Source organism: Nostoc sp. FACHB-888 (genome assembly GCF_014696655.1).
GTDB lineage: Bacteria > Cyanobacteriota > Cyanobacteriia > Cyanobacteriales > Nostocaceae > Nostoc.
Genome location: NZ_JACJQM010000206.1, coordinates 1 through 6,944, shown reverse-complemented (window position 1 = coordinate 6,944; position 6,944 = coordinate 1). Strand labels below are relative to the sequence as shown.

General features: G+C 40.8%; 8 protein-coding genes. 6 read left to right on the top strand and 2 right to left on the bottom strand.

The window, feature by feature from the left end:
• Positions 1-101: 101 nt before the first annotated feature.
• From H6G26_RS36650 to H6G26_RS36630, 5 genes are all read left to right on the top strand, one after another.
• Positions 102-686 carry a hypothetical protein gene (locus H6G26_RS36650; protein ID WP_206757587.1) on the top strand — a complete coding sequence of 195 codons (585 nt, stop codon included), beginning with the start codon at positions 102-104 and terminating at the stop codon, positions 684-686.
• Positions 683-1,171, top strand: coding sequence for a hypothetical protein (locus H6G26_RS36645; protein WP_190736380.1), 489 nt, complete (start codon positions 683-685; stop codon positions 1,169-1,171). The genes H6G26_RS36650 and H6G26_RS36645 overlap by 4 nt, the downstream gene beginning before the upstream one ends.
• 8 nt (positions 1,172-1,179) lie before the next feature.
• Positions 1,180-1,842 (top strand): hypothetical protein, encoded by a 663-nt coding sequence (locus tag H6G26_RS36640; RefSeq protein WP_190736378.1) that lies wholly within the window; start codon positions 1,180-1,182, stop codon positions 1,840-1,842.
• 87 nt (positions 1,843-1,929) lie between these two features.
• Positions 1,930-3,402: a hypothetical protein gene (locus H6G26_RS36635; protein WP_206757586.1), complete on the top strand. Its 1,473-nt coding sequence runs from the start codon at positions 1,930-1,932 to the stop codon at positions 3,400-3,402.
• A gap of 53 nt (positions 3,403-3,455) precedes the next feature.
• Positions 3,456-4,298: a BRO family protein gene (locus H6G26_RS36630; protein ID WP_190736374.1), complete on the top strand. Its 843-nt coding sequence runs from the start codon at positions 3,456-3,458 to the stop codon at positions 4,296-4,298.
• A gap of 116 nt (positions 4,299-4,414) precedes the next feature.
• On the opposite strand, the gene H6G26_RS36625 is transcribed toward H6G26_RS36630, so the two are convergent.
• Complete coding sequence (locus H6G26_RS36625) at positions 4,415-5,668, bottom strand: AIPR family protein (RefSeq protein ID WP_190736373.1); 1,254 nt, start codon at positions 5,666-5,668, stop codon at positions 4,415-4,417.
• A gap of 503 nt (positions 5,669-6,171) precedes the next feature.
• On the opposite strand from H6G26_RS36625, the gene H6G26_RS36620 reads away from it, so the two are divergent.
• Positions 6,172-6,363: a hypothetical protein gene (locus H6G26_RS36620; protein ID WP_190736370.1), complete on the top strand. Its 192-nt coding sequence runs from the start codon at positions 6,172-6,174 to the stop codon at positions 6,361-6,363.
• 409 nt (positions 6,364-6,772) lie between these two features.
• Here H6G26_RS36620 and H6G26_RS36615 read toward each other — a convergent pair whose 3' ends face one another.
• Entirely contained in the window at positions 6,773-6,934 is a 162-nt protein-coding gene (locus tag H6G26_RS36615) for a ribbon-helix-helix protein, CopG family (RefSeq protein WP_190736368.1), read from the bottom strand.
• Positions 6,935-6,944 lie beyond the last annotated feature (10 nt).

Here is a 6,944-nt window from a genome sequence, read left to right as displayed (position 1 = left end):
GGATAACAATTATATGATTCAGGTTCTCAGTTGTTTCATTAACAATACATTAGATTCTTCTAATTCCTTATGTCAAGCCTGATTGAGATGCTCTTACCCTGGTGATAGAAGCACTCCGAATCATGCGTGACCACGGGGCAGATGTTGACCCCGAAGGTGATGAGTTTAGCCCAGATATTACAGAAGAGTTGGAGAAAATCTTTGAACTGGCTGGTACAGCAATTGATAAGCAAAAGCACCTGCCAGCATCAGAACAAGAAGCATCAGCGATTCAACAAGCAACTAACATGGGGAAGAGTGTTATCCCAAACGTCAATCATCAGATGATGGCAGGGATGATTCGGGTGGTAATGAGTGGTGCGGTGGCCCAAGCCAATGCCATAGCAACACTAGAAGCAAAAGTTTTTCAAAGGGCGTTAGACCATAGCAGAGGTGTAGTTGCTAATTCTTTCCTTGAGCAAACACAGTACAGTACTGAATACTTGCGCGAACTTTCGGACAATGATAGACAAATAAACAAACTGCTTGCTGGCTACGGTGTAGAAACAGTAGACGTTGATGCTTTTTTGAGTGACGTTAAATCCCTTACGCCTCAAGTCAAATCTGATGTAGAGAATTTCAAGTTAAAAGCTCCTGCTGATAACACTTTTAGTATTGATGCTTTTTTAGAGGATATGGGGCAATGAATAGTTCAAGAGTATGGAGGAAGCACAAAACATCAATTGTGTTCTGCACCTTAATTGGGGCATCTTTGCTTTATTCCTCTGGTGATATTCAAAGGAATATGGCAGCAATATCAGACATTAAGCAATCTATTGCTCAAAACTCCAAGCAACAAACTTTGTTAGAACAGCAGTTTGAGTTTGAGAAGCAACAAGCCATAATTGCTGATGCCAGATATAAGACAGGATGTTTACCAATCGTGGCCACGGTCTATCCCCATAAATACGTGACGATTGTTCAGGGAAAAGTGATCCAAGACCGAATCACACTAAACCCATTGCCCAAAGGAACTGTAGTCTGTGATGCCAATGGGAATACTGGTGTGATTGGGGATGGGGGAGAAGTAGAAGCTATTGCATTTACTGGCAACAGAGATTTAGTTGCCACTAGGCTTAAACGCTTCCGCGGTGGTACATACAGCCAGCCGATAGATAAAGGAGCAAAATGAATTTCACGATGCCCAAAAATCAGAATGGACAAGCAAAAACTAATTCCTGGCTACGGCTTTTATATTGGGGGTTAGTAGTAGTCGGCATCTGGTTCGCCTATTTGAACATTCAACCTTATGAGAGAGCCGTGTCATTTCTGGGAGCGAAAGCTACCAGTAGTGCATTTACTTCTCTGGTCGCTGCAATTCCAATCATCAATGGGATCGCAGCAATATTTTCTAAGAGTCTTTCTTGGATACTCGGAGCAATACTTTGGAGCGTGATTCAAATCATCGAAGTTTTACCGTTGATTCTCTATAACAACGAGAAGTTTATAGAGAAGATTGTCACCTCTTGTGATGGGCGTTCTCGCTATCAAGAGAAAGATACCGATGACCCAACATTAAAAATGCTTAAACGGACGTACAATCACTTGCCAATCTCTGTTGTCAGCAACTTAGAGGTGTTGAAAATCTTTACCTACACAGTTGATTTTCTGATTTGTCTTACTGTTTATTCACCTGTGGCTAGTGGTAAAATCTCAGACTTAATATTTATTTTGGCAACAGGCCAGTGGGGGAAATTGGACTACGGTAATTTGGCGTTAGCGCTAATTACGTTGTTTGCAATTGAGGTGATAGTTTCTTTGATCATTTGGGTTGGTAAATTGTCTTATGCGATTAAACCCTAGCAAGCAATAAGGTAAGTCTGGGAGCGTAGTTTTCAATATGGCTATCTCCCTTTCTGCCTCAAACGCTGAACTTTTATGAAAAAAAATATGAATATGACACGTTTTGATATTAATAAGATCCAGAGAACGCCCGAACAGTGGAGCGCGATCGCTTTTAAGTCCACTACCGAAAACAACAATCAATGGAATATTGCTTTTGGGTTAGTTATAGCAGCGATCGCAGCTTCGGCTACCTCTAGTATCACTGGAGCGCTGATTGCCGGATGGACATTATATAGTAGCTTTAAAAAAGCCAAAGAAATTCAACGCAATCAAGCAGCGATTAGAGAATATGGCTGTATTGCTCATATTCTCGACGGTGATGATTTTAGAGGTTATGTCCAACAGGTTGGTCAAGATTCTGTGAACAAAGAGTTACAGTTTGCTAATAGTCAAGAGTATGAGTTTTCTAAGGCTGCAATCGATTATATTGAGGACACGGTACAAATCAATGAATCGCCCCAAGTATTGATTCCTTCTGCCTCTCCAATGCTCGTTCCATCGGATTCATTACCTGTAAATATAAATACATCATCTTCAATTCACAATCCTACACACGTTATAGATATAGTTCGAGAAATTGCTTCACCTATTCGGAACTGTATTATTTTTGGGATTGGTGGAAGCGGTAAGGGAATGCTGGTTGCTAATGCCCTGCGTCGAATAAAAGCCGAAAACCCAAACCGTAAAATCTTTTATATTGACCCCAAAAATGAACCATCCGAATATGGTTACACAGAGGGCGTGGTTGACGTTGTTCGGCGTAAAAAATGCAAAAATGAGTCTCCAGAAAACATTTGTAAATGGATGGATGAAGTTCTTGATGGAACCGATGAAGAAATAGGCTACATCGAATGGGCTAATAATCAAGAAGAATCTTTATTAGTGATTGATGAAGGTTCTACCCTTGGAGATGCAGCTAAAAAATGCCGAAACGAGCGGATTGGCACATTGATCTTACATATTTCTTCACTTGGCGGTTCTAGCAAGGAGAATGTTTGGCTACTTGCTCAATCTCCTTATGTTGGGCCACTAGGGTTAAATTTATCGGCTACTAGTCAAATTACGGCAGTCGCTATTATTTCTGATCGGAATACTAATGTCTTAAAACAATGGAAAAAATCACCGATTCTAGAAATGATTGATTTAGAGAAAATAAACACTTTGATTAAAGCTTCTCCATGCAACCGTGCTGTGTTCTTTGGTGGTAATTCCACATGGGGCGCAATGCCTGAGTTACCTAATTACTCTGCTCTTGATCGGGACAACGATAAACCAACAGGAGATTCATTCTCAACCAAACAACGGCAACAACTCAGAACGGCGACAGCCACACCCCTTACTCCTTCTCAACAAATGATTGATAAATTGGAGCGGACACGGCATCTAACACTTGAAGATTTTATTGTCAAAGAACTGGGAGAGAATGAGCGCGCCTCTGAATTAAAAACAGCAATTGTTACACTTATCCGCCAAACTGACCATCAAGGATTAATTTACAAATTTAAACTTGACGGCTGATTCTTAACATCAACTTTGAGCAATTGGATAATAATTTTGGAGAGATTTTAGTTATGTCAGACTTATCAGTTTTCGTGTTTGAGTCTCAACAAGTCCGATTCGTTGGTACACCAGAGAAACCAGAATGGGTAGCGGCGGATGTCTGTGCGATTCTTGAAATCAAAAATGTCAGTGATGCGTTAGCTAATTTTGATGAAGATGAAAGGGGTATAGCTAATATCTATACCCCTGGTGATGACAATCCTCAAGGACAAGAAATGCTGACTGTGACTGAGCCTGGGCTTTATCGCCTGATCTTTAAATCTCGTAAACCAGTTGCCAAACGGTTCCAGCGTTGGGTTTTTCACGAAGTCCTTCCATCCCTGCGGCGCACTGGCAAATATGAGATGCCCAAGCCAAATCAGCAACAAAATACCAAACCCACACTTGATGAACTCGTTAACTTTGGACAAAAGATTCTTTCTGGCACAAGGCTTAGTGCAGAACTTCAAACCATCACTATTCTTCGCGGTGTACAAGCGCTGTGTCCTGAAATAACCCCAATGGCACAGGAGTTGGTGGGGGCAATCCAGGAAACCGTTGCGACTTCTGACCGACACTTGTCTCCAACTGCAATCGGCGAATTGTATGCCGAACGCCTTGGACTACCCAAGCCCATAAAACCTCAGATAGTTAACCATGTTTTGGAATCTGCTGGCTTGCAAACCAAGGAGGTTCAAACCAAAACTGACACGAATGGTAAACAAAGCCACAAAAATATCTGGCATTTGACTGAAAAAGGTAAACTTTGGGGGACTGTCACAAGAGACAAAGCTCGAACTCACGACAAGATTGTTGAACACGTTCGCTGGTTGCCGGATGTTTTAGAGATAATTGATTTGAGTTTAGAGGGATAATGCGAAAAATCTAGATTCATTTCTTAGCTCAAAAGCAGATGCACCCTTATTAAAAAGATTTGGGCAAAGGGGGAAAGGCTTTGCCGTGAGCGCTCAGTCAAACGGTAAAAAGCTATTTATTTAGGCACAGTAGCTGCATTGCTTTTCTTTCTTGCTCTCTTGTTTGTACTTTCTGTAACCTTGGGTTCTTCTGACTTACTAGAGTTAACCATTTTTACTAAGTGCTGATTTAGATAACTTTGTGCAGAGATATACAAACTTTCCCAAATCTCTTGATTACGGCTAATTTTTGTGCCGACTGTATTCCCTGCTGTTTTCTCCGACACCAAATATTTGCGGAAATAGTTATTCCACAAGTGTTGTAAAAAGTCTTCGGCAAATTCGTTAAACGGCAAAATCCATTTATAGTCCTTGTCCAAAAATACCCGATATGATGCAATTATCGGTAATGCGAGGTCAGTTGGCGCACCAAACCCGAATGAATACTTGCTGTCCGGCAACAATGTAGTTTTACGTATATCTATTGATGCTAGGTCGTTGACACCCTTTCTTCTGGGATTGCTGATATGGTCTTGGATTATTTCGTACAGTCTTTGCTCTATCCACAGAGCATGAGTTAGCAGAGGGAGTAAAGCGGTTAATCTTTCTCTTTCTGCATCTGTGATGTTACTTGGAAGACTCATCCCTGCTGGGTGTTTGGTTCGTTTATTGCCGTCGGGGTTGTATTTATTTCTGTCGAGGCAGTAAAGGAGCTTGAGCAAATGGGTGACATTGCACTGAGCATTTCTGGGAACGCCGCTTTGATTTTGGTAATAGGCGATGCGGAATTTCCTATCTTCTTTCTGTTCTAACTGGATTAAATACTGCTTGATGAATTTGTAATCACCTCTGGCGTTGACTTTGGAGCGAGAATCTACTGGCGTTGTCGTATTTGAAGCCAGGGCTATGTCCTTGGCTAATTCTTCAGTCAGTCCGATGTGGATCGTAATTTTTACTCTGGCTTGGGTTAAATCGTATTTGTAATTTTTCGCTTGCTCAAAGGCTAAAACTGTGTGACCACCGTTGATAATCCCATCGCTACCCCCCTCGTTAGCTTCTAAAATCTCCAGTTCTAGCTCGGTTTTGTTTTTGGTAGGTTTAACTTTATTGGCTGACAAAACAATTCCACTGTGGCGAGAGAATAATTTTGCAGGTTCAGTGGTCAGCGAGTCGAAGATTTGTCTGTAGGTCGCGCTTTTGCGGTTCGGTTCGCGGATGTTCGGTTCTAACGGCAGGTCTATCGGAAAGCTGTCTACATGGGCTGTGGCGATAATGCAATTGGGATTGGCTTGAAAATAGTTATCTATTTTAATATTCCAAGTCTTGGGCATAGTTTATTTCTTGGGAACTAAAATTTCTATGTTAACCAAAACCCTGACCCTGATATCGCATTTCTCAAAATGCCGAGTCCGTTAGAGATTGGACTACAAAATATCTCAGCATCTGGGTAGTCAAATTGTTTGAACCTGCGGTAGATCTGACACACCTGAAAGGCCGAAATTCACACCAACATTATGTTTAATTTGTACAGTGCCTAAATCCTAGTTTAGATAAAGAGTACTTAAAACCTTTGATTTTTAGGTACTCTCTTTATGGAAAGCTCTTTGAAACTATCAAATAACTATCTAATTGCTGTATATACCTGCAAAAACTAACTTAAGGCAGACTATTATTCATACTTAAGTTAGTTGCAAAAAGTGCTAATGTTAAAAAGTTTTCTAGAACATCTATAACTAGGCTTAATCTGTTAGTTTCACTTGAAACGCATTTATACCTATTTTCGTTACGAGAATGGCTGCTTTACTAATATTCAAAAGCGCAAGCGCACAGTACTATGACTACCACCAAGATTCATTCAGTTGTCTGTATTCACTCTCGTGTTTTAGTCGTATTTTACACTCCATGCAAATGCTGGCAGTTTCGGATTGTTAGCCCCGGTGGCACGGTATTGGGTGACTATCCGATTTACTATAGTGCTGAAGCAGCAGCCAAAGCTGGGCGTGAATGGATTTATCAAAACCATTGAAGTGTTTAATTCATTCAGTGGCAATCCCAGTCGGAAAAGCACTTTCATCGTACCAGCAGGAGAGGCATCACCCGTAGCCTTGGATGCACTTAGAAAGATTTATTCACTCAGGATTAATGACAAGTAATATTTTTGGATGAAAATCAGAAAATCGAGTTGTCAAGTTAAAAGCCCTGAATTTTACCAGGGCTTTATTTTATATGCGGTTTACTAAATGCCAGCTAAAAAAAGTTGCTAGCCCTTTCTATACAAATAATCAGCGTTGAATCACTTTGAGTTACTACTGCTGTTGAAATTTTGTCGATTCAGGAGCTTCTTTAATAATGCGCTGGTAAGTGTAGTATCAATACTTGTCGGATTTTGGGGGAAAGGGAAAGAAAAACCCCTTACGCTTACCCTAGATGAATTCCTAATTGGCATTTTGTACTTCTTCAATTGGCACAGACCGAATTAATTCCCGGATCACATCGGTTGCTGGTCTACCAGTTTTTGAACAGTATTTTTCCAGCTTCTCTGCTTCACTTGATGTCAGATTGATTGTAAGTCGTTTAGCAGCCCATTTTTTATTCATAATATTGCTC